Genomic DNA, 23,321 nt, shown 5'->3' on the forward strand with positions numbered 1-23,321 from the left:
CAGGACAAACCTTTGATTCTACGAGTCTCGCGGCGGGGTGGGGGCGCTGGCGGCGCCTTGGCCGGGTGCCGCGTCGTGCTGGTTGCCGTTCCACAGGCGCCGCAGCCACTGGGAGAAGTCGTCAAGGTAGCAATAGACCACGGGCACGACCACCAGGGTCAGCAGCGACGAGGTGACCACGCCGCCGATCACCGACTGGCCCATGGGCGCGCGCTGCTCGGAGCCTTCGCTGAGTGCGAAGGCCAGCGGCACCATGCCGAAGATCATGGCCAGCGTGGTCATCAGAATGGGGCGCAGCCGCACGCGTGCTGCCAGCAGCAGGGCCTGCTCGCGCGGCAGGCCGTCGCGGATCTGGCCGGTGTCCGGGTCGCTGTGCGGGACGCGCGCACGGATGGCGAAGTCCACCAGCAAGATGGCGTTCTTGGTGACCAGTCCCATGAGCATGACCACGCCGATGATGGAGAACATGGACAGGGCCGAGCCGAACATCATCAGCGCCAGCACCACGCCGATCAGCGTCAGCGGCAGCGAGGTCATCAGCGCCAGCGGCTGCAGGAAGCTCTTGAACTGGCTGGCCAGGATCATGTAGATGAAGATGATGGCCAGGGCCAGGGCGGACACCGCATAGCCGAACGATTCGTTCATGCTCTTGGTGGCGCCGCTGAACTGCGTGCGATAGCCGGGCGGCAGGGCGATGTCGGCCAGGGCATTGCGGATGTCGGCCGAGACCTCGCCGCTGGAGCGCAGGTAGACGTTGCCGCTGAAGGCAACCTCGCGCGTCATGTCGCGGCGGTTGATCTGGCTGGGACCGGTGGCGGGCGTGACGGTGGCCACCTGGTTCAGCCGCACGATGCGCATGCCGCCGTCGCCCGAGGTGGAGGGCAGGGCGAAGGGCAGGCGCTCCAGGTCCTGGGGCGTGCTGCGCGACTCGGGCGCCAGGCGCACCTTGACGTCATAGGTCTGGTCGTCGCTGGCGCGCCAGTTGCCCACGGTCTGGCCCGCCACCCAGGTGCGCAGAGCGGTTGCCATCGAGCCTACCGACAGGCCCAGGTCGGCGGCCGCATCGCGCCGCACGGTGATGTCGATCACGGGCTTGTCGGGCTTGAGGCTGCTGTCCAGGTCCACCAATCCGGGAATGCCGCGCAGGCGTTCCATCACCACGCGGTTCAGGCGCTCCAGCTCGCCCAGGTCCGGGCCCTGCAGCGAGAATTCGACCTGTTTTTGCCCGCCCACGGGCTCGCGCTGGCCCACATGGGTGACGGTGATGCCGGGCACGCTTTGCAGCTGCTCGCGCAGCACGCCCGAGAGTTCGTCGCCGCTGCGCTGGCGCAGGTGGCGGTCCAGCAAGCGGATGTAGATGCTGGCGTATATCTTGCCCTGGGCCGTGCCGGTGTTGATGGTGGCCAGCGTGTAGCGGACCTCGGGCAGGGCACGGATGATGGCATCGACCTGGCGGGCCTTGGCCTCCGTGGCCTCGATGGACGAGCCCACGGGCGTGTTGAAGCTCACCGTGGTTTCCGAGAAATCGGCCTTGGGCACGAATTCAGTGCCCAGCAGCGGCACCAGGAAGATGCTGGCCACGAAGATGGCCAGTGCCGCCACCAGGGTGGTGATCTTGTGGCGCAGCGCCCAGCCCAGCACGTCCTGGTAGAAGTGGGACAGCGAGTCGGTGGCGCGCTCGAACCAGGCCGTGACCCGACCCAGCGTGCGGTCGTAGAGGCTGTTGCCGCGCTTGTCGCCATGAGCGTGGATGGTCGGGTCATGCCAGACGCTGGAGAGCATGGGGTCCAGCGTAAAGCTCACGAACATGGAGATCATCACGGCCGCCACGATGGTGATGCCGAATTCGTGGAAGAACTTGCCGATGATGCCGCCCATGAAGCCGATGGGCAGGAACACGGCCACGATGGACAGCGTGGTGGCCAGCACGGCCAGGCCGATCTCCTGCGTGCCGTCCAGCGCGGCCGCATGCGCGTCCTTGCCCATCTGCACGTGGCGCACGATGTTCTCGCGCACCACGATGGCGTCGTCGATCAGCAGGCCCACGCACAGCGACAGCGCCATCAGCGTGATCATGTTGATCGAGAAGCCGAACCAGTACATGAACAAAAAGGTGCCGATCAGCGCAATGGGCAGCGTCAGCCCCGTGATCACCGTGGAGCGCCAGGAGTTCAGGAACAGGAAGACGATGAGCACCGTCAGTGCCGCGCCCTCGATCAGCGTCTGGCGCACGTTGTTGACGGCCACGCGGATGGGGCGGGCGCTGTCGGCAATCGGCTCCAGCCGCACGCCGGCCGGCACTTCGGCGGCGATCTCGCGCAGCGTGGCGTTCAGGCCGTCCACGACTTCGATGGTGTTCTCGTCCTGGGCCTTCTGCACGGACAGCAGCAGGGTGCGGCTGCTGTTGTACAGGGCCACGGTTTCCAGTTCGCCCGCGCCGTCCTGCACGCGCGCCAGCTGGCCCAGGCGCACGGGCGCGCCGCCGCGCTGGGCGACGATGATGCGCTCGAAGTCCTGGGGGCGCTTCATGCGTGCGTCGATCTGCACCACGCGCTCCTGCTCGCGCGAGCGGATGGCGCCCAGCGGCAGGTCCTGGTTCTCGCTGCGCACGGCGTTCACGATCTGGTCGGGCGTGATGGCATAGGCTTCCAGCGCCTCGGGCTGCAGGTAGATGTTGATCTCGCGCGGCGTGGCGCCCACCAGGTTGACGGCGCCCACGCCGCGCACGTTCTCCAGCCGCTTCTTGAGGACCTGGTCGGCCCAGCTGGTCAGCGCGACGGCATCGGGCGCCTTGGCGCCGGCATCGGCCTGGGGCAGCACGGCCACGGACCAGATGGGCGAGCTGGCCGGATCGAAGCGCAGCACGCGTGGCTCCTTGACCTCGTCGCGCAGGGTGGGGCGCACCGAGGCTACCTTCTCGCGCACGTCCTCGGCAGCGCGGCGGCCATCGACATGCAATTGGAATTCGATGATGACGACGCTGGTGCTCTCATAGCTGCGCGAGGTCAGCGCGTTGATGCCGGCAATGGAGTTGACGCCTTCCTCGATCTTCTTGGTGACCTCGGACTCCACGATCTCGGGCGAGGCGCCCGGATAGTCCACCGTGACCACGACCACGGGGAAGTCCACATTCGGGAACTGGTCCACCTTGAGCCGCTGGTAGGAAAACACACCCAGCACCATGAGGGCCAGCATGAGCATGGTGGCGAACACAGGGTTGGCCAGGCTGACGCGCGTGAACCACATGGTCAGCGGGCTCCGGGGGCTGGCGCAGCCTGGGGTTGCTGCACCTGTTGCAACGGTTGCAACTGCACTGCCGTGCCTGCGCGCAGGCCGCCAACGCTGCCGGCCAGCACCCTGTCACCGGCCTGCAGGCCGCTGGACACGGCAATCCAGGTGGCGCCATCCTGCGCGCTCTGGCTGCCCAGCGTGACCGGGCGGTGCTGCACGCGCAGCAGGCTCTTGTCCGCTTCGGACTCGCCCGCAGGCTGCAGCAGCTGTACATAGGGCTGGGGCTGGTCGGTGCGAACAGCGGTCAGGGGCACGGCCAGCTGTTCGGTCTGCCCCGTGACAATGCTGCCCTGCAGGTACAGGCCCGGGCGCACGATGGGGATGGATCTGACGGCGGCGCCTGCGTTGACCGGTGCAGCCTGCACACGCAGATAGACGGCCACGCTGCGCGAACCTGCCTGGGCGCTGGGGTTGATTCGCACCACGCGCGCGGGCACGGAGGTCACATCGTCGCCCGCGCCCTGGACCTGCAACAGGGCCTGCTGGCCGACCTGCACGCGCACCGAATCGGCGGGCGCCAGCTGGGCCACGACTTCGAGGTCGGACGGATCGACGATCTCCAGCACCCGCGTTTCCACGCCCACGCGCTCGCCGTCCTGCACCAGGCGCTGTGAAACCTTGCCGTCCATGGGGCTGCGCAGCACGCTGTCGGTCACGCTCTTGCGGGCCACATCGGCGGCGGCCTGGGCGGCGGCCAGGTTGGCGCGTGCGGCGTCGAGGTTGGATTGGGAGGTGGCCAGCGCCGTGGTCGAGATGAAGCCCTGGGTGACCAGGGCCTGGTTGTTGTCGTGCTGGCGCTGGGCCAGCTGCAGCTGCGCCTGGGCCGCATCGGCCTGCTGGCGGGTCTGGCGCCAGCGGGCTTCGACCTCGGTGGCGTCCACGCGGGCCAGTTCCTGGCCCTTGCGCACGCTGTCGCCCTCGCGCACCTGAAGGCCGCGCAGCTCGCCGGCCACATAGGCCTTGACCACGGCGCTGCGCACGGCCTGCACCACGCCGCTGACGGGCACGGTCAATTGCAGCTGGCGCGGCTGCAGCTGCACCACTTCCTGCGGACCCACACGCACCGGCATCTCGCGCGGCTGGGTGGCCGCGGCGATGGCGCTTTGCTTGCTGTGCCGGGTGGATGCGGCGCGCCATACGCTGGCGCCGATGGCGATCAATAAGGCCAGGCCGATCAGCCAGCCGGTGCGACGCTTCATGGTGTGGGCGGGGAGGAGGGTGGTGTGGTGGCTGCAAGGGGCTGGCACATGCCATGCAGCAGATAGTCGATCTGGGCTTCCAGAAACTGCTCGGGATCGAAGTCGCCATGGGGCAGGCAGCCGCCCAGCGAATGCTTCCAGATCATCAGAAACATCATCGGGGCGACCACGCAGTGCACGGACAGGTCCAGATCCATGGGCCGGAACTCGCCGCGCTCGACCCCGCGTTGCAAGATGCGCCGGATCAGCTCATGGCCTGGAAGAACCACTTCCTGGTGGTAGAACTGAGACAGCTCGGGAAAGTTGCCCGCCTCGCTGAGCATGAGCTTGGTGATGCCCGACGCCTTGGTGCTGCCGATGCGTTCCCACCAGGACTTGAAGCAGTAGCGCAGCAGATCGGTTGAAGGTGCGCAGTAGTTGTCGAGCTCTTCGCTCCACTCGCCGAAGCGGCCCGCGATGCTGTGGCGCACCACGGCCTTGAAAAGCTCCTGCTTGCTCGCGAAATAGAGGAACAGCGTGCCCTTGGAGACCCCGGCGCGGGCGGCGACTTCTTCGACGCGGGTGGCGGCGTAGCCCTTTTCCACGAAGAGGTCGAGCGCCGCTTCCAGCAACTCGCCGGGACGCTCCTGCTTGCGGCGGCTGCGCTTTCCGGAAGGCTCGGCGGGGGCGGGTGAAGAGGCGGGGGAGTCGGTCACGGAAAATTAATGACTGATGGGTTAGTTATCGTAACCGCAGAACCGTTCGTCGTCACCTGGCTTGTGCATGGGCTAACCTGTAGGTGCAACGGCTTGCATGAATAGTGTGCAGCTATTTTTTTGAAAACCTCATAGAAAAGGCGCATATGGCGACTGAAACCATTTATCTGGGCGGCGGCTGTTTCTGGTGCACCGAAGCCGTTTTCGACCGCGTGCGCGGCGTGAGCGACGTGCAAAGCGGCTACGCCAATGGCGATCTGGACGATCCCAGCTACGAAGACATCTGCACCGGCGAGACCGGCCATTCCGAGGTCATCCGCGTGCAGTTCGATCCAGCCGTGATCCCGCTGCGCGACCTGCTCACCGTGTTCTTCGGCACGCACGACCCGACCACGCTCAACCGCCAGGGCAACGACGTGGGCACGCAGTACCGCAGCGGCATCTACACCACGAATGAGCAACAGGCCGAAGTGGCGCGCACGCTGATCTCCGAACTCACCCAGGCCGGCGCCTACGACGCGCCCATCGTCACCGAGGTGCAGCCCCTGGCAAGCTACTGGCCGGCAGAGGACTATCACCAGGACTACTTCCTCAACCATCCCAACCAGGGCTACTGCGCCTTTGTGGTGGGGCCCAAGGTGCAGAAGTTCCGGGGCGCCTTTGCACGCTGGGTCAAGCCGTGAGCGGGTGGCGGCGCGTGGTGTAAGCGGTTGTGATTCGCAGGCATAATGCAACCCGGTTGCGATAATGCCGCCTGGCTGCCCTGCCGTGTTCAGCGGCCTGACCTTTCATCACCCATGTCCTTGCCGACCCCCACTTCCCTGCCCATACCTGCCGGCATGCGTTCGACGCGTGCCACGCGGGCCGTGCTGGCAATGTGGGAGTCGCGGGCCGACGCACTCCTGAGCGAAGCCGATGTGGAAGCGGTCCTGCACGCCCAGGGCGTGCAGGTCAACCGCGTCACCGTCTACCGGCTGCTGGACCGCCTGGCGGCAGCCGGTGTGTTGCGCCGCAGCGTGGATGCTGCCCGCGTGGCCCGCTACAGCCGGTCCGTGCCGGGCGCGGCCAGGCAGGCCGATGCCGCTGCGCATTTCGAATGCGCGGATTGCCACAGCGCTTTTCGACTGGGCGGCGAGGGCGGTGGGGGCGGCGAGCCGCTGCAGGCCGCTTTGCTGCAGCTGCGCCAGGCGCTGGCCGCCAGCGGCCTGCAGGGCCGGGCCATCGATGTGGCGGTGACAGGGCTGTGCCAGGACTGCAGCAGTGCAGGGCCATCCCGAAATGCTCCGTCCGCCTGAGGCGATCGCCTTATCCCCTTTCTTCTCTTGCATAGCTCTTCAGGATTTCGCATGACCCTTGCACCGTTGCGCCCCGTTTCCTTGATCCTGGCCGCTGTCTTCCTGGCCGCAGCAGCCCAGGCACATGACCACGACCACGCGAAAGCCCAGGCGGACGCCAAGGCACAGGGCTCCTCGGCGCCGCTCGATGCCCATGCCCGGGCCGACATGGAACGCCATCGCGCCATGGCCAAGGCCCACGAAGCCGCCGCGCAGTGCCTGGCCGCCGGCCGCGACCACGAACAATGCCAAAAGCAACTGCAGGCCGATTGCAAGGGCCTGGCGCTGGGCAAGTTCTGCGGCATGCGCCATGCGCATTGAGTGCGGTCCTGCCCGCCGTGTGGCGCCGTGAGCAATCGCCAGTCTTTGTGACGGGATGGTGAAACCTGCCCCGCAAATTGGCGCATACACTCTGCGCTGCCCATCCAGCCCCTGATCCCTCCATGCCCTTGCAACGCCCGGAACGTCACTTGCCAGCGCAGGCCTCAAGGCTTGCGTTGCGCGGCGCCGTGCCGAGTCGGGCCTGGCTGGTGGCCTGGCTGCTGGTCTGCTCCATTGCCCTGGCGCCGTTGCTGGGCCAGATGCACCGCGTGGTGCACGCGGGCGGCCTGGCCGCAGCCACGCTCCATGTCCCGGTGGAGGTGGTTGCCACTTCCTGCAATGCACCCGTCGATTGGGTCCATGCGCTGTTCTCGGGCCACGGCCCGGCGGATTGCCAACTGCTGGACCAGTTGCACGAAGGCATGGCGGGGCCGCCATCCGCCGTGGTGCTGCCGCCTTTCTGGGGCGAGCAGGCCGAACCCGTCCAGCCGGTCGTCGTGCGCGATGGCCGCATGCTGGCGGCCTTCTTCGATGCGCGGGGTCCCCCGCATCCCATCACTGTCTACCTGGCGGCTTGAATCTCCGGGACTGGCGCTGCATGCGCCTGCCCTGCACAGCCGTTTGGCCGCGCCTTGCTGCATTGATCGCAACAAGGCGCCGCGCTCAGGTCCGGCAGTTCCTTGAATGCATATCCGATCGGATGGCCGCATGCGCCTGCAGGGCGCGCCGTGGCCGTCCGCTTCCGACGCCATTTTTTGCAGCGCCCGGATTTCCACGCCCCGCAGGGCCGTGGCCGGCCGCTGCCGGGAAGACCAGTGATGAGAGTGACAACAAAGCAATACCACCAGGACGCCAAGGCGCAGGGGGAGAGGACGAAACTGCGCCCGCTGCTGCAGCAACTGCTGCTGGCAGGCGTGCTGGGCCCGGCGACGGGCGGCCTGGCCATGGCGGCAGAGCCTGCCGACCCCGTACCCGCAGCAGGACCCGCAGCCGCAGCTGCTGCCGAGGCGGGCGCGCCGCGCAGTGATGCCCCCGTGCTCAATGAGGTGACGGTCAAGGCCAGCGGCCTGGGCCTGACCTCGGCCGACATGTCCACGCCGGCCACGGTGCTGGAAGGCGACGTGCTCACGCTGCGCCAGGCCGCCACGTTGGGCGAGACGCTGGACGGCGAGCCCGGCATCCACGCCAGCCATTTCGGCGCAGGCGCAAGCCGGCCCATCATCCGCGGCATGGACGGCCCGCGCGTGCAAATCCTCAGCGATGGCTCCGAGCTGCACGATGCCTCCACCATCAGCCCTGACCATGCCGTGGCCAGCGAGCCCATGCTGGCCACGCAGATCGAGGTGCTGCGCGGCCCCTCTGCGCTGATCTACGGCGGCGGTGGTGCCATGGGCGGCGTGGTCAACATCCTGGACGACAAGATTCCCACGTCCATTCCCAAGAACGGCATCACGGGCTCGGCCCAGCTGCGCGGCAGCACCGGCGCGGGCGAGACGGCGGGCGCTTTCTCGCTGACGGGCGGCGCCGGCCAGCTGGCCATCCACGCCGAGGGCATGGCGCGCGATGCCGGCGACTACCGCGTGGGCAGCGGCTGGGCGCCCAACGGCCAGTCCCAGGGGCGCGTGGGCGGCAGCTTCAACCGCACGGACACGGGCAGCCTGGGCCTGTCCTGGATCGGCACGCAAGGCTACCTGGGCCTGGCCTACACGCGCCAGACCGCGCGCTATGGCCTGCCAGGCCACAACCACAGCTTCGAGGGCTGCCACACCCATGGCGACCATCTGCACTGCGGCGGCCATGATCACGGCGACGAGGACGGGCATGACCATGGCGGCGACGAACACGATCACGACCATGGCAGCGTGCCGGTGGTCGATCTCAACAGCGAGCGCTGGGATCTGCGCGGCGAATGGCGCAATCCGACGGCTGGCATCGCGGCGCTGCGCGTGCGCGGTGGCTGGACCGACTATCGCCATGACGAGATCGAAGACGGCCAGGTCTCGACCACGTTCAAGAACCGCGCCCATGACCTGCGCGTGGAGGCAGAGCTGGAGCCCATCGCCGGCTGGCGCGGCGTCATCGGCCTGCAGACCGTGCAGCGCAAATTCAGTGCCGAGGGTGAGGAGGCCTATGTGCAGCCCACCGAAACCCGCCGCAACAGCATCTACCTGCTGGAGGAATACCGCTGGCAGGACTGGCGCTGGCAGGCTGCGCTGCGCCACGAGCGCCAGACCGTGGACGCCCAGCAAAGCGGCATCTCGCGCAGCCACAGCGGAACATCGTTCTCGCTGGGCTCGGTGTGGAAGTTCACCCCGGGCTACAGCCTCTCGGCTTCGCTGACGCAGGGCAACCGCCTGCCCACGGCCGAGGAGCTGTACGCCAACGGCCTGCACATGGCGACTTCCACCTATGAGCGCGGCAATGCCGACCTCAAGCGTGAACGCTCGCAGGCGCTGGACATCGGCCTGCGCAAGACGGCGGGCGACACCACGTTCAGCGTCAATGCCTTCCACCATCGCGTCAAGGGCTACATCTACGGCGCCACGCTGGATGAGCATGATGGCCTGCAACTGCTGCAGTACACCCAGGCCGATGCGCGCTTCACCGGCGTGGAGGGCCAGGTGCGCCAGAAGCTGTCGCGCCAGTGGGGCGTGACCCTGTTCGGTGACGCCGTGCGTGCGCGGCTGGAAGACGGCTCCGCCTTGCCGCGCATCCCCGCTGCGCGCGTGGGCCTGCGCGTGGACACCTTCTACAAGGGCTGGGATGCCCAGGCCGAATGGGTGCAGGTGCTGCGCCAGAACCGCGTCACCGCCTATGAGACCGAGACGGACGGCTACGGCATGCTCAACGTCTCTGCCAGCTACACGCTGCGCACCTCGGGTGGCATGCCCTGGCAGTTCTTCATCAAGGGCAACAACCTGACCAACCGCCTGGCCTTCGCCCACACCTCGTTCATCAAGAACGCTGCGCCGCTGATGGGGCGCAATATCACGGTGGGCGTCAAGGTGTCGTTCTAAGGCGGGTTGTCCGCTGCGCTCCCCGCGCCGTCTGCTACAGGTAATGCTGCAGATGGCGCAGGGCGCGCGCGCTGTCAACGCCTATCCACTGCACGACTTCGGTCTCGGCACGGCCCGCGCGCAGCCACTGCACGATGGCCGTGTTGCGCAGCACCTGCGGGCCGACGCGGTGCAGCGGCGCCTGCTGCGCCGAGGCAGGCTGCGCGGCATGGGCGCGCTGTATCAGTTGCGACGCCACATGGAACAGCACGCGCACTGACAGCGGCTGCCCCTCACGCGAATAAAAGACCGTGGCATCGGGTTGAACGGCCTCCGGTCCGCGCTGGCCGGCGCTGAAGCCTTTCCAGTCCTGCAGCGCCTTCACCACCGTTTCCGACAGATCCAGCGTGCGCTGCTGCGCGGCGCGTGCGCCATCGATATGCAATTGACAGGGGAGGCCATCGCCTGGTCCGGCGCATTGCACATCGCGCCAGCACAGGCCGCGCACCTCCTCGGGCGCCAGCGCCAGTTCGTACAGCAGCAGCAAAATGGCGCGGTCGCGCGCCGACTGAAAGCCGTCGGCCATCGGTATGTGGCGGGGCAGGGCATTCCACAGCGGCGCGGGAAGGCAATGGCCCTGGCCGTCTTCGGCAGGTGGACGTTCCTGCGGCGCCAGCCCTGCGGCGGGATTGGCGCTGACCCAGCCGTGGTCCAGCGCATGGTCGTAAATGCGTTCCAGCAATCGCCAGTAGCGCCTGCGCGTGACCTCGCTGATGCGGCGGCCGGGCTGGTGGCCCGACAACTGGCCTTCGCGCGGGCGCAGGAAATTCTGGACATCAACGGCGGTGGCCTGTTGCCAGGCGCGGGCCTTCGCCTTGACTTTCCCTTTCGGCGTGGCAGGGGAGGGAGGACCTTCTTTGGCTGACATGCCGGCATCGCCCAGGCTGCGCAGCCAGGCACGCCATACCTTTTCGTAGCCGCTGTCGGGTGCCGTGTCCAGGGCATCCCAGCCCTTGGCGCCCTCGGTTTCCAGCCAATGCCGGAACAGGGCCAGTCCGTCGGGGACGGTGGACGGCGGCTTGCCGGCAGCGGGTGCCTGAGATGGTGATGAAGTCATGGGCGTTGAGAACAAAACGAGTCAACCAATGGAGCTGTTCAATGTAACTTACATGAAGTCAAGCGGCAACCTTGTTATCGACTGATGGACACCAGTGGCGACAAGTCGCCAGAAAAAGGGCCGTTCGGCTTGGATTCGAGTCCTTGGCACGTCTCTAGACGCGTGTTGGGCACTTTCAAGCACCCGCGCTGGATCTGCGCGCTGGTGATCGCAAGCGCTGGTCCAGGGGAAGCAAGGGGAGGGCAGAAGGCGGCCCCTGCCTTCAGGACAGGGGCCGCCACGGTCAAGCCGCCATGCGCCCGAATCGGCCAGCGTTGAAGTCGGCAATGGCCTCGCGGATCTCGACCTCGCTGTTCATCACGAACGGGCCGTGGCCCACCACGGGCTCTTCGATGGGCTCGCCCTCCAGCCACAGCACGGTGGCGTCGTTGTTGGCCTCCAGGCGCACCAGATCAGCCTCGCGATCGAAGTGCACCAACTGGCCTTCGCGAACAACCTCGCCGTCGTTGACCAGCACCGTGCCATGCAGCACGACCAGGGCCAGCGTATGTCCGGGCTTGGCGCGCAGCTCGGTGGTGCTGCCGGCTTTCAGGCGCAGGTCCCAGACATTGATGGGCGTGAAGGTGCGCGCCGGCCCCTGGCTGTTCCCAAAGGCTCCGGCAATCACCCGTACCCGGCCTGAGCCGCCTGGCAGTTCCACGGACGGGATCTGTCCATCCACCAGGGTCTGGTAGCCAGGCGCAACCGACTTGTCCCTGGCGGGCAGGTTTACCCACAGCTGCACCATCTCCAGTCGCCCGCCGCGTTCGGTGAACGCATGGGAATGGAATTCCTCATGCAGGATGCCCGAGCCGGCCGTCATCCACTGCACGTCGCCAGGGCCGATCAGGCCGCCAGCACCGGTCGAGTCCCGATGCTCGACTTCGCCCTCATAGACGATGGTCACGGTCTCGAAGCCGCGGTGCGGATGCACGCCCACGCCGCGAGGCTGGGCAGCCGGCTCGAAGCTGGCGGGGCCTGCGTGGTCCAGCAGCAGAAAGGGGCTCAGAGCCGCACCATGGTTGCCATAGCTGAACAGCGAGCGCACGGGAAAGCCGTCGCCCACCCAATGGGCACGGGGAGCGCTGTAGACGCCGAGCATCTTCTTGAGCATTTGCTTCTCCTTGGGAATCGTGGCTGCCGCAGCGTTAGCGCCAGCCACTTTTTGCACATGGGAGAATCTTAGGATTTGAACGATGAATGCGGTAGATAGCAAAATTTGCCTTCATCGTCCTGAATAAAGAACAATGACCATGCTGCGTGTGCTGGCCGAAAGGGCGCAGTGCCTGGTCGTCCTGCCAGGCTGGGAGCCGCATCGGGAGCTGATCCATGTGGTGTGCGCATCCCGGCGCGTGCAATTGCCCGCCGTGCGGCTGCTCATCGACCATCTGGCCCAGGCCTTCGAGGCCCTGGAAGAAGCCTGAATGAGGCAGTGCCGGGCCTGCAGCGCATAATCTGCGCGCGCCGCCAGCCTGCGCAGGCGCAGCTTCCCGATCCCGCTTCAGTGAACTCTCCCGTCTTTGCCTCCCTTATCCCCGTCATTCTTTGCATTGGCGCAGGCTTTCTCGCCGCCCGCCTGGGCTGGGTGCGGGCCGCTGCCATCAAGGATTTGTCCAACCTCGTTTTCCTGGTGCTCACGCCGGCGCTGCTGTTCCGCACCATGGGCGCGGTGCGGGTGCAGGAGCTGGACTTTCAGCCCGTGGCGCTGTATTTCCTGGCGACTGCGCTGATCTTCGGGGTGTCCATGGTCCTGGGCGGTTTTTCCACGCGTTCGGCCGCGCGGGGGCTGGCCAATATGTTCAGCAACACCGTCATGATCGGCGTGCCGTTGGTGGGGCTGGTCTACGGGGAGGGCGGTCTGGTGACGCTGTTCACCCTCGTTTCGCTGCACGCACTGATTCTGCTCACGGCGGCCACCATCGTGTTCGAGCTGGCCGAGGCCCGCGAGCACCAGCGGTCGGGCCAGAGCGCGCCGCGCCCCATGTGGCGCACGGTGCTGCAGGCCGTGCGCAACGGCATCGTCCATCCTGTGCCGCTGCCCATACTCGCCGGCCTACTGTTCGCACAGACCGGGCTGGCTCTTCCTGGCGTGGTGGATCGCTCCCTGCAGGTCTTGGGCCAGGCGCTGGGCCCCATGGCGCTGCTGCTGGTGGGGGTGACCTTGGCCTATACCAAGGTGGGGCAGAACCTGCGAGAGGCCGTGGGCATCGCGCTGGTCAAGAACCTGGTGCATCCGCTGCTGTTGCTTGCGCTGGCCTGGGCCTTCGGTCTGGGCGGCCTGCCAGTGGCCGTGATGTTCACGGCGGCTGCACTGCCCGTGGGGGCCAACGTGTTCCTGTTCACGCAGCGCTATGGCGTGATGCAGGAGGAGGTGTCCGCCAGCATTGCGGTGTCCACGGCGCTGGCCCTGCTTACCGTGCCGCTGATGCTGTGGCTGGCCCAGCGTCTGCTGGGCTGACGGGTTTCAGCAGGAGCAGCGCCAGCAATCCAGGGGATCAGGGCGCCAGGCGCTGGCGCAGCCAGGTTCCAGATTCCAGCTGGTAGCAAAGGCGGTCATGCAGGCGGCTCTTGCGGCCTTGCCAGAATTCCCAGCGTTCGGGCACGAGCCTGAATCCACCCCAGTGCGGCGGGCGCGGCGGGTTCAGCAGGAATTGCGCGCCGTACTTGGCCGCATTGGCCACCAGCACGCTGCGGCCGCTGATGACCTGGCTTTGCGGACTGGCCCAGGCACCGATGCGCGAGTCCAGCGGACGGCTGTTGAAGTAGGCGTCGCTCTCGGCATCGCTGACCTTTTCCACGCGGCCCTCGATGCGCACCACGCGCTCAAGCTCCACCCAGTGGAACTGCAGCGCTGCAAACGGATTGCCCGCCAGTTGCTGGCCCTTGCGGCTGTCGTAGTTGGTGTACCAGACCAGGCCGCGCTCGTCATAGCCCTTGATGAGCACGATGCGCGTGCTGGGCCGCAGGTCGCCGCCCACGGTGGCCAGCGTCATGGCATTGGGCTCGGGCACTTGGGCACTCAGGGCTTCCTGCAGCCATTGGTCAAACTGCTGCAGCGGATCGGCCAGGGAGGCCGATTCGCTCAGTTCCGCGCGCTCGTAGCTTTTGCGCAGATCGGCGATCGAGGTGGAAATGCTGCTCATGGCCAGCATTGTGCCTGCGCCCGCCACCTGATTTGCCGCGCTAAAGTTGCGCATGCTCACAGACTTCAAAGACCGCCCTTGCGTGCTCATCCTTGCTTCGGGCCGTGGCGAGCGTTTCCGTGCCTCGGGCGGCACCCTGCACAAGCTGTCCGCACCGCTGGGCGGCAGCACGGTGCTCGATCACACGCTGGCCGCCGTGCGCGCCAGCGGTCTGCCCTGGCACCTGGAGGATGCAGGCCACCCGGGCATGGGTGACTCGCTGGCCGCCGCTGTGCGCGCCACGGCAGATGCGCCGGGTTGGCTGGTGTTGCCTGCCGACCTGCCGCTGGTGAGCCCGCAGACGCTGCTGAAAGTGGCCGATGCGCTGCGCAGCGGAGCGCAGGCGGCGCAGCCCATCCATGCAGGCCAACGTGGACATCCGGTCGGTTTTGGGGCGGCCTGCGGCGAGGCACTCATGGCGTTGAGTGGCGAGAAGGGCGGTGCGCCAGTGCTGAAGGCGCTGCGCGAGGCCGGAGATGTGGTCCAGGTGGAGGTGGACGATGCCGGCGTGCTCACCGACATCGACACCCTGGACGATCTGGCGCGGGCAGAGTTGGTGCTGCAGGCGCGCCTGAAGTTGATCTGAGCCCTGCCCAGTCAGCCGCGCGTGATCACCGCACAGGCCAGGCGCGCGCCCGAGTTGCCGGTGGGTTGCGTGGTGTAGTCGTCCGGGTCCTTGTGCACGATCAGGCCGCGACCCACCACGCTGTTGGGGCCCTGGTCCAATGCCAGGCCGCGCGACACGAAGTCGATGCTTGCCATGCCTTGCGCATCGGATCGCAGGCTGGGCAAGTCACCCGTGTGATGGGTCGAAGAATCGAAGCGGCCATGGGCCTGGCCGGTCGGGTTGAAGTGGCCGCCCGCGCTCAGGCCGTCAGGGCTGGAGCAATCGCCTTTTTCATGGACGTGAAAGCCGTGCTCGCTGTTCGGCGCCAGCCCCTGGACGGAGCCTTGCACGCGCACGCTGCCATCGGCCTGTGCCGTGAACTGCAGGCTGCCGCTGACCTTGCTGCCTTGCGTGGGCTGCAACTGGGCCATGGCCACATTGCGGGAGGCGGGCGCTGTCGTGACGGCTGCCGGGGTCGAGGCGGAGGCTGCGGCAGGAGGCTTGGGCTGGCTGCCACAGGCGCCCAGGGCCAGCACCATGCCGGTAGCCATCAACAGCTTCACGGCGGTGGACGGGGTGGAGGGCTGCGAAGTGGCGGCGTGGCTGGATTGGGAAGCGTTCAAAGGCATGGCGGCAATCTCCTGTTTGGAATGGGAACTGAAAAAGTCACGGGGGCGCATGGCGCGCAGCCGCCATCATGCAGCGTGCGATACGGCGGCCATGTCGGAGAGCGCAGCGTTCTGTGGCCGTGCGCGGCGATGGCGTCAAACGGAGCCTTGCCGCGCGCCTGCGTCGGGCTGGCCCGCGTAGCTGAGCAGGCGCTGGAGCGCGCGGTCACGGATGCCCAGGCGCTTGAGCTCATCGAAGGTTGCGCGCGCATAGTCATGCGTGCTGCCGTAGATGCCCTTGGCCTCGCTGAAAATGCGGCGATAGTCCTCGGGCGCCAGTTCGCCCGTGTGATTGGGGCTTTGCCGGGACAGCGTGAACGCCAGCGCCTGCACCGTGCCCTGGCCGGTGCGGCAGGGCAGCCAGCGGGGGTCATAGACGGCATTGGCCATCTCGCGCTGCCACAGCTTTCTCATGACGTCATGGCCGTGGTGCCGGGGAATGCGGAACACCATGCCCTGGCAGCTGCCACCGGACAGCATGCCAAAGACCAAGCCAGGGTTCTGGGGTGTGCCGCGGTTGATGGTGCTCCACATCTTCAGCGCCCGGTGCCAGCCAAAGACACGCGCCGTGCGGCGTTCGCAGAAATCGAAATCCGGCCGCCAGATCAGCGAGCCGTAGCCAAAGATCCAGAGGTCATCGCTCCCGCCCCATCGGTGCAGCGCCTCGTCCAGCATGGGCTGTGACTCTCGGCGGGCGAATGAAAATTCTGGCAGGGCGGACATGGGCGCGACAGCATGAAAGAACAATGACGTTTTAACGCCTGGACGCCCAAACGGTGCACAAGCGCGTGCTTTGCCCTTGCAGGGCTGATCTTCTGTCTCCGCCGCACCACAGTTTTTGCCGGCCGTCAGTGCGGGGTTTGGGCGTGGCGCGGGGCCCTCGACGGTGGCCCTCTACAATCCACCGGTTTTTCGCAGTCTTTCTGGTTTTCATCCAACAGCTCATTCACGGAGAGTGCTTCATGTCCTTCAGTCATTCCGACGACGACAGCCAACAACGTTTTGCCCTGGGTTTCCTGTTCGCGCTGATTGCGCTCGTCGTCTCCACGGTCGTTGGCGTCGTCGTCTACCAGCGCGGCATTGCGCATGGCCCGGCGAAGACTGCAGGCGGCGCTTCCCCTGTGGCAGCAATGGTGCCCGTGGTCTTGGAGGAAGATGTGGCCCGCGTCGTTGTCGAAAACGGCGTGGTCAAGTTCTACTTCGCATCGGCCAAGGCCGAACTGGCCGTGGGCGCCAATGAAGCGCTGGCCGACGTGGTCGCCGGTGTGAAGGGCGGCAAGCGCGCCGTGATCTCGGGCTACCACGACGCCACGGGCAGCGCCGAACTCAACGCCGAACTGGCCAAGAAGCGCGCCCTGGCAGTCCAGGCCGCCCTGTCCGCTCTGGGCGTGGCTGAGGAAAAGGTCGAACTCAAGAAGCCCGAGCAGCTGCAGGCTGACGGCAGCAACGCCGAAGCCCGCCGCGTGGAAGTGATCCTGGTGGACTGAGCCTCAGTCTTGCCGCTGTAAACGGCCAAAAAGAAAAGGCCCGGAGCGATTGACGCTCCGGGCCTTTTCTTTTGATGGCTGCGTGGATCAGGAATTGCGCAGCGGGTCGAACTTTGCGTCACCGTCAGGCTGGGTCCCGGCATGGGCTCGCGAATTCTCTTGTATGAGTTCGATCTTGTAGCCGTCCGGATCCGTCACAAAGGCAATCACCGTGGTGCCGCCCTTGACGGGGCCTGCCTCGCGCGTCACGTTGCCGCCGGACGCCTTGATCTTCTCGCAGGCGGCATACGCGTCCGGTACGCCAATGGCGATGTGACCATAGGCCGAGCCCATCTCATAGGCCTCGGTGCCCCAGTTGTAGGTCAGCTCGATCTCGGCCTGGGCCGGGTTGCCGCCCTCGAAGCCCAGGAAGGCCAGGGAGTATTTGTACTCCGGGTTCTCGGAGGTTCGCAGCAGCTGCATGCCAAGAACCTGTGTGTAGAAATCGATGGAGCGCTGGAAGTTGCCAACGCGCAGCATGGTGTGGAGGATTCGCATCCCTCGATTGTGCCGGGATTCCGCCATCTCTTCAGCCGCCCGCCAAGCGCCGCAGTGATCTCATCGCGCACAGGTCTGGCGCCTTCCCGCAGATCGGGCACTTCAGGTCCTGACTGCATCTAGCCCGAATCCATTCAACCATTGATTCAACTGTCTGTTGAATTCTAGGAGTGTGCCCTAGGACTGGTACCCGATTTTTCATCAATAAATCTTGCAAATCAGACAAATCTTAGATTTTTGGGTTGAAAAATCAGACAAATCCAATTAAATCCTAGTGGCCGGCTGCCTAGAATAGGAATGTTCTTCGTGCGAATTATTTTAATTTTTTGAGTCATGAAAAATTTCGTCTTGCGGATATTAATTGCCGATGACCATCCGGCAGTTTTGGCAGGCATAGAAAGTGTTTTGGAGGACAAGCATGAAATAGAGATTGTAGGTCGAGCGAAAAACTCCACGGAAATCATAAGCTTTCTGAAGAAAAACGAATGTGATGTTCTGGTAACTGATTACTCCATGCCCGGTGGAACCTACGGTGATGGCCTGGTGATGCTGAATGTCATTCGTAAAAGATTTCCAAGTGTCAAGATCGTCATGCTGACAATGATCGAGAACATTGGAATCATCAAATCTCTTACCAACCAAGGAATCTACAGAATTGTCCATAAAACGGATTCCTTGGGAAGTTTGCTGCCCGCCATCTACGCTGCATACACGGATGGTCAATTCATATCGCCCAGTGCAAGCAAGCTGTTGGGAGGAGAATGGCTGGGTGCGGTGCGGACATCGATAGAACTCTCAAAACGGGAAGAAGAGGTTCTGCTTCTTTTCATCTCTGGCATGACGGTGTCCGAGATAGCAAAAAAACTCTATCGCAGTATCAAGACGGTCAGCACGCACAAGGTGGCTGTCATGAACAAGCTGGGTATACGCAAGGACATTGATCTCATTCGCTATGGGATTGAGATGGGCTGGATTGACGTAAGGAAATAGGGAAAGAAATGCATCGTCATTGCCGCAGACGATCCGACCAAGTTACATGCCATCCGCAGCTTTCTTGCAAAGATTTCTTTTATTACATGAGGAGATCCACAGCCTGATCGATGGTTGTATCTTGATGCCCAGATGGAAATATATAAAAAAGAGGCTGGAGAAAAGGAAGAGCTCCACCTTCTGACCAAATACAACAAGACACTGCTTTTTGGCGGTGGCCTGGTTTTCTCTCTTCTTATCATTGTTTTGGCAATGCTTGCGGCCCTGTTCGAGCTCAATGATTTCATGGAGGAAAGAAGAGCAGTATTCCAGAGCAAGAGAACCCGGGTTCTGGTAGAGATAGAAACAAAGCAAGTCATTATGATGCGAGGAATCATTGCATCAGAGTTGCTTTGGGGGCAGACGCATACATCTCATCCCGGCGTCTTTGCCGGGGCAGATGCTGTGATGGCAGGGGTGAGTCCTGTAGTATTGCTTGAGAATAAGATCAACAAGAATGTACACAAGCACTACAGAGATATGTTGGGAGAGCTGGCATATTTGGCAAATTCCAGCTTTCTTCAAAATGGAAGAGCAATATCTGCCTATGTCTTCAGTCCGGACAGATCGTTCATAGGCGTCCTTGTACCGCAGGTACCAAACGGGCATGAGCGAAAAGACATGCTCTTGAAACTCAGGGAACAGATTTCGACTTTGCCTGAGGATAACGGCACCATCATTCCGTCCGTCCAGCTGCGTCATCCCATATGGCTGCCTCCGAGTAAAAGCATTCTGACTGGGGAGATGTCATTTCAGATTGTTGTTTCGGCTTTCCAAGATGGAAAGCCATTTCTCACGGTGGTGAGCGACATGCCGACTCAATATATCGAGAGCCTTATGCAGCAGGGTGAAGGCAGGAACTCCTTATTTATTATTGATTCTCAAGGCAACGTTGCGTTGGGTGGGGAGGGGATCGGCGATGCAATAGGGGATTTTTTTGATATCGAGGCGTCGAAATTTCACGGAGGACTGATAAGTAGATATATTTTGAGCAAGTATGGCGCCGTCTATAGGAATGGATATTTTTATTACTATTCGAGGATATCAAATACGAACATGATACTTCTCCAGGTTTTTTCCTGGAAAGATGCTGTGTATTTAAATGGGAAGTCCCTTGTATATTTGCTGTTTTCATTGATATTCATCATTTTTTTCTGGTGTTTTTTGATATATTTTTATGATAGGGTTTTTATTCCAATATATGGGAAAGCCAAAAATGTTTTTGACACGGAACATCTAAGCCGCACCATCATTGCCATGGCGCCTTATGGACTTGGTCTTCTTGATTTCAAGGAAAAGAAGATGCTGTTGGAAAACAGCATGATGTACAAGTACAAAGAAAGCATGGTGTTGGATGATAAGTCTGCTGGTGAGCGGTTGATTGAATATTTTCTCAGATTCTACGGTGAGAAATATCTGAGTGGAAAAAAGACTGAATATTTGCCGGTAGTCAGCGAAGTCGTGGTCTCTTACAACGGAACGGTTGCAGAACTTTCAGTGATCATGGTGAAGGCCAAATATCAGGGGAGGCATGTCCTGCTGTGTGGATTTGCCGATATCACTGTACACAAGCAGGTGCAAAGAAATCTGGAAGATGCCAAAAAGGCGGCAGAAGAGGCAAACCAGGAAAAATCTTCTTTTCTTGCTGCCATGAGCCACGAGATACGCACGCCACTGAATGCAATATTGGGAAATCTGGAAATACTGGGAAGAAGCTCCATGTCAGAAGAGCAGCAAACCAGGCTCACCACCATATCATCTTCATCCCATTCTCTTTTGACGCTGCTGAATGATGTTCTCGACTTCTCAAAGATCGAGTCTGGTCAGATGAGTGTGGAATTTGCCAGCTTTGATCTCAAGTCTGTGATTCGGCAGGTGGCTGCCATTTACAAACCGCTGGCTGCGGAATTAGGTATAGGATTTTCCTTGATCATTGACCATTCGCTGAGGGAGGGATATATAGGAGATGGCGAGAGAATAAAGCAAATCCTCAACAATCTTCTCAGCAACTCCTTGAAATTCACCAAGGCTGGCAAGATTGACGTATTTGCATCAGACAGGGCCGGTGAGCTCAAGATCAAAGTGTCAGATACCGGGATAGGCATTCATCCCTCACAGCACCCCTTCATCTTTGACGCATTCAAGCAGGCAGGCTCGGATATAGCGGCGGAATTTGGTGGTACGGGGCTGGGCCTGACGCTGTGTCAGCGTATGGCACATCTCATGGGCGGGGAAATCCGGTTCTTCAGCGTGCCGGGAAAGGGCAGCATTTTCGAATTGACCTTGCCCGCATGCCACGCCCAGCCTGTTCCTGCTTGCTTGGGTTGGGACCATGGCGATGTCATGCTTGCAAACGATGAAAGCGCAGGTTATGGCGCAAGGATTCTCATCGTCGATGATCACCCGGTCAACAGGCTGCTGCTTCTGGATCAGCTGAAAATCCTCGGCTTCGAGGCGGAATCTGCAGAAGGCGGGGAATCCGCATTGCGAATGATGTCGCGGAATATCTATGATCTGGTTCTTACGGACCTGCAAATGCCCGGAATGAGCGGTTATGTACTTGCTCAGCGCATCAAGCAGAATTATCCGGGAATTCCTGTGGGAGCAATAACGGCACATGCAGGCAAGCAGGAAAAATTCAAATGTGCAAAATTTGGCATCGCAGATATTCTTGTCAAGCCGGCCTCCTTGAAAAACCTCAAGGAATTCATTGGAAAAAATATAGGAAAGTCTGGCAAGGGTGTCGCTGAAGCTGCGGAAGTTCCGGGCAGCAGATTGCCTTATCGTGATGTATTGATTTCAGCAACCGAAAACTCATTGGCTGCGTTGAGAAAGCATTTGCTGCAAGGTGATCTGATGGCTGTGCACCGTGAAATTCATGCCATGAAAGGGTCATTTGCGGTGGCTGGGCTGAAGGATAGAGTGGAAGATATGGACCGATTGTCATCTCTTGTCAATATGCGGCACTTCCGTGCAGTGGATGATGCCCTGGCTGGCCTGCTGGAGAACCTGAGAGATATCTGATGAGCCGTGGTGCAATGATGCTGCACTGAACGATTGTGTTTATTCCGTTGATGGTGCCAAATCATGTTTTCCAATACAAATCACAGAAAAGATTTGAATATATCCGTACTGCTGGCCGATGATCATCCTGGTATCATCTCAGGCATCCGGCATGAGTTGTCTTCCGAGCTGGAAATCCTGTTGAAAGCCAGTGTTTCAAATTCAACCGATCTGGTGAAAAAGTTGGATGAGGGTGGCTTTGACGTGCTTGTTTCGGATTACTCCATGCCTACGGGTCAATACGGAGATGGCTTGAATCTGTTTGGCTATATATCCAGAAGATTTCCGAACCTGGGTTTGGTGGTCCTGACCATGCTGGACAATTCGGCCATTCTCCAGGCACTGGGCAAGGTGTCGAACATCAGCATCGTGAGCAAGGCGGACCCGGTGCTGCATCTGGTTCCAGCCATTCATGCCGCCTATACAGGAGGGACATACTTCTCTCCCGCCATTTCCGAGCGACTGGAAAAAATGAATGCGGGTGTCATGGGAGGCGAAGGAAAATCACCGGGGGTGCTCAGTCCCAAGGAATCGGAGGTGGTAAGGCTTTATGCGGCCGGTTTGCGTATCGACGAGATCGCGGCCAAGCTGAACAGAAGCAAGAAAACCATCAGTACCCAGAAAGTCAAGGCCATGCACAAGCTTGGAATTGAACGAGACATTGATCTGATGAAGTATGCCCTTGAGTGCGGATGGGTGACCTCATCGAGATCTCAATGATGACAGGTTCTTTATCTGCCGTTCAAGGTCCGGATTTCTTCCAGGAGCTGGTCAAGCTGCAATTCCAGCGCCAGCAGCGAGTGCGCATGGTGTATCAGTCCATCATGGTTGATGCCGTTTTCCAAGCCAGCGCAGCGTATTGACAGCTCAGTCAGGTCAAAAAATCGCAGTGAACCGGAAAGATTGTGCAGCTCTCTTTGCACATCCTTGCGATTCTTGCTGGATTTGATGATCGCCAGCGACGAACGTGCAGACTCCAGAAAGGCCGTTCTGATGGGGGCCGGGATTTGTTGAAAATGGGCGACGTCATCGGTCGACGAAATGCGGCCGCTGTTGGCAGGCCGGGGCTGAACGGCCAGTTGCAGTGCATCAAAGAGGCCCTGCAGCGAACGCCAGGAGACTTCGATGATGCGGGCGTTGATCACCTTGGGTTGCAGGGGGTGATCAGCCTCGCATTCGATGATGCTTGCAGCTCCTGCCACCAGGCGGTTTTCATCCTTGGGATTCCAGGACGTTTTCGATCCGCAAAGCACAACAACCTGGAACTTCTGAAGGCGATCCTGGCGAATGGCCGTGGGATGGTGGCAGGCCGTGGTCGCCAGGCCCCAACTTTTGAGGTGCGGGAGCAGATGGGCGTGTAGTTCATCGGATGACGAGATGAACAAAACCTGCTCGCCTGAAAATGACAAAGCGGAGGAGGGGGGCTCTTCTGGGGTGGTTATCAATTCGGCGGCAGTCGAGAACTTTTCAGAACGGTATGGTGTGGGTGCACTGTCCAAGGTGGATGTCTGTTTTTTCATGGGTGGCCGAGCATCTGGAGCCGGCATCTGCAGCCAGTCACTCGCTGGAGGCTTCAGATCCGGCTGGAAGATTGGACCACGGCATCCATCCATGGTGCATGTTTAAGGACATGTCCATAGAGCATCCTTGTTTCACCTGCGTGGCGTCTGGCCTTGGAAGCCCAAGCCCGGGAATTCAGGTGTGTCAGCAAGTGCCGCAAGAATGAAAAAAGCCTGCAGAGAACTGCAGGCTGTTT

22 protein-coding genes are annotated in these 23,321 nt (G+C 62.2%); 12 read left to right on the forward strand and 10 right to left on the reverse strand.

Annotated elements, in window-relative coordinates; genetic code table 11:
* Positions 1–18: 18 nt before the first annotated feature.
* The 3 genes from LGR64_RS10215 to LGR64_RS10225 are packed head-to-tail and all read right to left on the reverse strand — an operon-like array spanning position 19 to position 5,185.
* Positions 19–3,246, reverse strand: a complete 3,228-nt coding sequence (locus LGR64_RS10215; RefSeq protein ID WP_230355355.1) for an efflux RND transporter permease subunit — start codon at positions 3,244–3,246, stop codon at positions 19–21.
* Positions 3,247–3,248: 2 nt separating this feature from the next.
* Positions 3,249–4,490, reverse strand: coding sequence for an efflux RND transporter periplasmic adaptor subunit (locus tag LGR64_RS10220; protein ID WP_230355356.1), 1,242 nt, complete (start codon positions 4,488–4,490; stop codon positions 3,249–3,251).
* Complete coding sequence (locus LGR64_RS10225) at positions 4,487–5,185, reverse strand: TetR family transcriptional regulator (protein ID WP_230355357.1); 699 nt, start codon at positions 5,183–5,185, stop codon at positions 4,487–4,489. Before LGR64_RS10225 ends, LGR64_RS10220 begins: the two co-directional genes overlap by 4 nt.
* A 146-nt stretch (positions 5,186–5,331) precedes the next feature.
* On the opposite strand from LGR64_RS10225, the gene msrA reads away from it, so the two are divergent.
* From msrA to LGR64_RS10250, 5 genes are all read left to right on the forward strand, one after another.
* Complete coding sequence (gene msrA, locus LGR64_RS10230) at positions 5,332–5,868, forward strand: peptide-methionine (S)-S-oxide reductase MsrA (RefSeq protein WP_034394147.1); 537 nt, start codon at positions 5,332–5,334, stop codon at positions 5,866–5,868.
* 114 nt (positions 5,869–5,982) lie between these two features.
* Positions 5,983–6,480 (forward strand): Fur family transcriptional regulator, encoded by a 498-nt coding sequence (locus LGR64_RS10235; protein ID WP_230355358.1) that lies wholly within the window; start codon positions 5,983–5,985, stop codon positions 6,478–6,480.
* A gap of 51 nt (positions 6,481–6,531) precedes the next feature.
* Positions 6,532–6,840 (forward strand): hypothetical protein, encoded by a 309-nt coding sequence (locus LGR64_RS10240; RefSeq protein WP_230355359.1) that lies wholly within the window; start codon positions 6,532–6,534, stop codon positions 6,838–6,840.
* Between the two features lie 122 nt (positions 6,841–6,962).
* Positions 6,963–7,418, forward strand: a complete 456-nt coding sequence (locus tag LGR64_RS10245; protein WP_230355360.1) for a hypothetical protein — start codon at positions 6,963–6,965, stop codon at positions 7,416–7,418.
* Between the two features lie 240 nt (positions 7,419–7,658).
* Positions 7,659–9,857: a TonB-dependent receptor domain-containing protein gene (locus tag LGR64_RS10250; RefSeq protein WP_198818945.1), complete on the forward strand. Its 2,199-nt coding sequence runs from the start codon at positions 7,659–7,661 to the stop codon at positions 9,855–9,857.
* Positions 9,858–9,891: 34 nt separating this feature from the next.
* On the opposite strand, the gene LGR64_RS10255 is transcribed toward LGR64_RS10250, so the two are convergent.
* Positions 9,892–10,953 carry a tyrosine-type recombinase/integrase gene (locus LGR64_RS10255; protein ID WP_180319449.1) on the reverse strand — a complete coding sequence of 354 codons (1,062 nt, stop codon included), beginning with the start codon at positions 10,951–10,953 and terminating at the stop codon, positions 9,892–9,894.
* Positions 10,954–11,236: 283 nt separating this feature from the next.
* Positions 11,237–12,106, reverse strand: a complete 870-nt coding sequence (locus tag LGR64_RS10260) for a pirin family protein (protein ID WP_230355361.1) — start codon at positions 12,104–12,106, stop codon at positions 11,237–11,239.
* Between the two features lie 133 nt (positions 12,107–12,239).
* On the opposite strand from LGR64_RS10260, the gene LGR64_RS10265 reads away from it, so the two are divergent.
* The gene (locus tag LGR64_RS10265; RefSeq protein WP_442873808.1) at positions 12,240–12,416 is read left to right on the forward strand and encodes a hypothetical protein; all 177 of its coding nucleotides are present in this window, start codon (positions 12,240–12,242) and stop codon (positions 12,414–12,416) included.
* A gap of 80 nt (positions 12,417–12,496) precedes the next feature.
* Positions 12,497–13,450, forward strand: coding sequence for an AEC family transporter (locus LGR64_RS10270; protein ID WP_197943530.1), 954 nt, complete (start codon positions 12,497–12,499; stop codon positions 13,448–13,450).
* Between the two features lie 37 nt (positions 13,451–13,487).
* Here the strand turns inward: LGR64_RS10270 and pdxH are convergent, their stop codons facing one another.
* Positions 13,488–14,135 carry a pyridoxamine 5'-phosphate oxidase gene (gene pdxH / locus LGR64_RS10275; RefSeq protein ID WP_043796748.1) on the reverse strand — a complete coding sequence of 216 codons (648 nt, stop codon included), beginning with the start codon at positions 14,133–14,135 and terminating at the stop codon, positions 13,488–13,490.
* A gap of 52 nt (positions 14,136–14,187) precedes the next feature.
* Between pdxH and LGR64_RS10280 the strand changes: the two genes are divergently transcribed.
* Entirely contained in the window at positions 14,188–14,760 is a 573-nt protein-coding gene (locus LGR64_RS10280; RefSeq protein WP_096916412.1) for a nucleotidyltransferase family protein, read from the forward strand.
* An 11-nt stretch (positions 14,761–14,771) separates the two neighbouring features.
* Here the strand turns inward: LGR64_RS10280 and LGR64_RS10285 are convergent, their stop codons facing one another.
* Positions 14,772–15,410 (reverse strand): superoxide dismutase family protein, encoded by a 639-nt coding sequence (locus tag LGR64_RS10285; RefSeq protein ID WP_230355362.1) that lies wholly within the window; start codon positions 15,408–15,410, stop codon positions 14,772–14,774.
* A 135-nt stretch (positions 15,411–15,545) separates the two neighbouring features.
* On the reverse strand, positions 15,546–16,172 hold the full coding sequence (locus tag LGR64_RS10290) for a gamma-glutamylcyclotransferase (RefSeq protein ID WP_013802273.1): 627 nt from the start codon (positions 16,170–16,172) through the stop codon (positions 15,546–15,548).
* A 239-nt stretch (positions 16,173–16,411) separates the two neighbouring features.
* Between LGR64_RS10290 and LGR64_RS10295 the strand changes: the two genes are divergently transcribed.
* On the forward strand, positions 16,412–16,936 hold the full coding sequence (locus LGR64_RS10295) for an OmpA family protein (RefSeq protein ID WP_230355363.1): 525 nt from the start codon (positions 16,412–16,414) through the stop codon (positions 16,934–16,936).
* An 87-nt stretch (positions 16,937–17,023) separates the two neighbouring features.
* On the opposite strand, the gene gloA is transcribed toward LGR64_RS10295, so the two are convergent.
* Positions 17,024–17,473 carry a lactoylglutathione lyase gene (gloA, locus tag LGR64_RS10300; RefSeq protein WP_230355364.1) on the reverse strand — a complete coding sequence of 150 codons (450 nt, stop codon included), beginning with the start codon at positions 17,471–17,473 and terminating at the stop codon, positions 17,024–17,026.
* Positions 17,474–17,806: 333 nt separating this feature from the next.
* Between gloA and LGR64_RS10305 the strand changes: the two genes are divergently transcribed.
* The 3 genes from LGR64_RS10305 (at position 17,807) to LGR64_RS10315 (ending at position 22,285) form a co-directional block, all read left to right on the forward strand.
* Complete coding sequence (locus LGR64_RS10305) at positions 17,807–18,463, forward strand: response regulator transcription factor (RefSeq protein ID WP_013802276.1); 657 nt, start codon at positions 17,807–17,809, stop codon at positions 18,461–18,463.
* A gap of 114 nt (positions 18,464–18,577) precedes the next feature.
* Positions 18,578–21,526: an ATP-binding protein gene (locus LGR64_RS10310; RefSeq protein ID WP_230355365.1), complete on the forward strand. Its 2,949-nt coding sequence runs from the start codon at positions 18,578–18,580 to the stop codon at positions 21,524–21,526.
* A gap of 63 nt (positions 21,527–21,589) precedes the next feature.
* Positions 21,590–22,285, forward strand: a complete 696-nt coding sequence (locus tag LGR64_RS10315; protein ID WP_012205761.1) for a response regulator — start codon at positions 21,590–21,592, stop codon at positions 22,283–22,285.
* Positions 22,286–22,296: 11 nt separating this feature from the next.
* Here LGR64_RS10315 and LGR64_RS10320 read toward each other — a convergent pair whose 3' ends face one another.
* On the reverse strand, positions 22,297–23,085 hold the full coding sequence (locus tag LGR64_RS10320; protein ID WP_230355366.1) for an Hpt domain-containing protein: 789 nt from the start codon (positions 23,083–23,085) through the stop codon (positions 22,297–22,299).
* Between the last annotated feature and the right edge of the window lie 236 nt (positions 23,086–23,321).

The organism is Delftia sp. Lp-1 (assembly GCF_020523835.1).
In the GTDB taxonomy this organism is placed as follows: Bacteria; Pseudomonadota; Gammaproteobacteria; order Burkholderiales; family Burkholderiaceae_C; genus Comamonas; species Comamonas acidovorans.

What these genes read in the sequence shown, in the direction of transcription:
- LGR64_RS10320 (WP_230355366.1), bottom strand. Translation starts at nt 23,085, where the DNA reads ATGAAAAAACAGACATCCACCTTGGACAGTGCACCCACACCATACCGT.
- LGR64_RS10295 (WP_230355363.1), top strand. Translation starts at nt 16,412, where the DNA reads ATGTCCTTCAGTCATTCCGACGACGACAGCCAACAACGTTTTGCCCTG.
- LGR64_RS10215 (WP_230355355.1), bottom strand. Translation starts at nt 3,246, where the DNA reads ATGTGGTTCACGCGCGTCAGCCTGGCCAACCCTGTGTTCGCCACCATG.
- LGR64_RS10265 (WP_442873808.1), top strand. Translation starts at nt 12,240, where the DNA reads ATGACCATGCTGCGTGTGCTGGCCGAAAGGGCGCAGTGCCTGGTCGTC.
- LGR64_RS10240 (WP_230355359.1), top strand. Translation starts at nt 6,532, where the DNA reads ATGACCCTTGCACCGTTGCGCCCCGTTTCCTTGATCCTGGCCGCTGTC.
- msrA (WP_034394147.1), top strand. Translation starts at nt 5,332, where the DNA reads ATGGCGACTGAAACCATTTATCTGGGCGGCGGCTGTTTCTGGTGCACC.
- LGR64_RS10305 (WP_013802276.1), top strand. Translation starts at nt 17,807, where the DNA reads ATGAAAAATTTCGTCTTGCGGATATTAATTGCCGATGACCATCCGGCA.
- LGR64_RS10280 (WP_096916412.1), top strand. Translation starts at nt 14,188, where the DNA reads ATGCTCACAGACTTCAAAGACCGCCCTTGCGTGCTCATCCTTGCTTCG.
- gloA (WP_230355364.1), bottom strand. Translation starts at nt 17,473, where the DNA reads ATGCGAATCCTCCACACCATGCTGCGCGTTGGCAACTTCCAGCGCTCC.
- LGR64_RS10220 (WP_230355356.1), bottom strand. Translation starts at nt 4,490, where the DNA reads ATGAAGCGTCGCACCGGCTGGCTGATCGGCCTGGCCTTATTGATCGCC.
- LGR64_RS10285 (WP_230355362.1), bottom strand. Translation starts at nt 15,410, where the DNA reads ATGCCTTTGAACGCTTCCCAATCCAGCCACGCCGCCACTTCGCAGCCC.
- LGR64_RS10315 (WP_012205761.1), top strand. Translation starts at nt 21,590, where the DNA reads ATGTTTTCCAATACAAATCACAGAAAAGATTTGAATATATCCGTACTG.
- LGR64_RS10235 (WP_230355358.1), top strand. Translation starts at nt 5,983, where the DNA reads ATGTCCTTGCCGACCCCCACTTCCCTGCCCATACCTGCCGGCATGCGT.
- LGR64_RS10250 (WP_198818945.1), top strand. Translation starts at nt 7,659, where the DNA reads ATGAGAGTGACAACAAAGCAATACCACCAGGACGCCAAGGCGCAGGGG.
- LGR64_RS10260 (WP_230355361.1), bottom strand. Translation starts at nt 12,106, where the DNA reads ATGCTCAAGAAGATGCTCGGCGTCTACAGCGCTCCCCGTGCCCATTGG.
- pdxH (WP_043796748.1), bottom strand. Translation starts at nt 14,135, where the DNA reads ATGAGCAGCATTTCCACCTCGATCGCCGATCTGCGCAAAAGCTACGAG.
- LGR64_RS10245 (WP_230355360.1), top strand. Translation starts at nt 6,963, where the DNA reads ATGCCCTTGCAACGCCCGGAACGTCACTTGCCAGCGCAGGCCTCAAGG.
- LGR64_RS10255 (WP_180319449.1), bottom strand. Translation starts at nt 10,953, where the DNA reads ATGACTTCATCACCATCTCAGGCACCCGCTGCCGGCAAGCCGCCGTCC.
- LGR64_RS10290 (WP_013802273.1), bottom strand. Translation starts at nt 16,172, where the DNA reads ATGTCCGCCCTGCCAGAATTTTCATTCGCCCGCCGAGAGTCACAGCCC.